At 60.8% G+C, this 729-nt stretch carries 1 protein-coding gene and 1 pseudogene; both read right to left on the bottom strand.

The features are described 5' to 3' along the window. Nucleotides 1-193 precede the first annotated feature (193 nt). Nucleotides 194-484, bottom strand: a complete 291-nt coding sequence (locus tag J5224_RS32675) for a hypothetical protein (protein WP_264629078.1) — start codon at nucleotides 482-484, stop codon at nucleotides 194-196. Further along, nucleotides 481-729, bottom strand: a pseudogene (locus tag J5224_RS32670) (YbhB/YbcL family Raf kinase inhibitor-like protein); the annotation flags it as partial. The gene J5224_RS32675 and the pseudogene J5224_RS32670, both read right to left, overlap by 4 nt.

Here is a 729-nt window from a genome sequence, read left to right as displayed (position 1 = left end):
TGATCTCGACGCTTTCAATCAGATGCCATAACGTCGATGCCACATCGTCATCCAATGGCATCCCCTGAAAAGGCGCAGCAGCGGTGCTATCACCGCCCGCCACAGCAGAAGAGGCCGCTGAGTAGTTTTCCAATAGCGCGTTTGCTATCGTCATGAATACCGAACGGAAACAGTGCTCAACCCCTCCCGGGGTTTACACCCCGCACACACAGGAACCGGCTTCGACCAGCACCAACGCAGGCCGCGTAGCATCCACCAAGACCTGATGTCCCTCGAATGCTAAACGCATCTGCCCTGATACCACCAGTAGCACGGTTGCCTCATGAAACTGGAAACGGGCCGTTTGCTGCGGCTGCCGCAGGCAAGGCTGCGCCAGTGCGCACAAGCCGTGTCGCACTACGGGCGAGGACGAGGGCAGCCGCCAGCGCTCACGCCCCTCCCCCTGAAACACCGGTAGTGTCAGCGCTTGCCCGGTGTGGTTCACGCCACAGGCACCGCAGGATTCAAACTGTAAAGCCCGGTCAGGCTGGCTTTCGCCAATACCGGTGCCGTCGCCAGCGCCGCGCGCACGTTCGCGCCATCCAGCGGTCCGTTCACGCCCAGCGCAGGGACGGCCAACGCATAAACAGTGAAAATATAGTGATGCACTAGCGCATCATTCCACGGCGGGCACGGGCCGTCATACCCGTAATAGTCGCCCTTCATCTGCTCATCCCCGGCAAACCAGGC

Source organism: Candidatus Symbiopectobacterium sp. NZEC135 (assembly GCF_025962695.1).
This window is presented reverse-complemented; position numbering and strand designations above follow the sequence as displayed.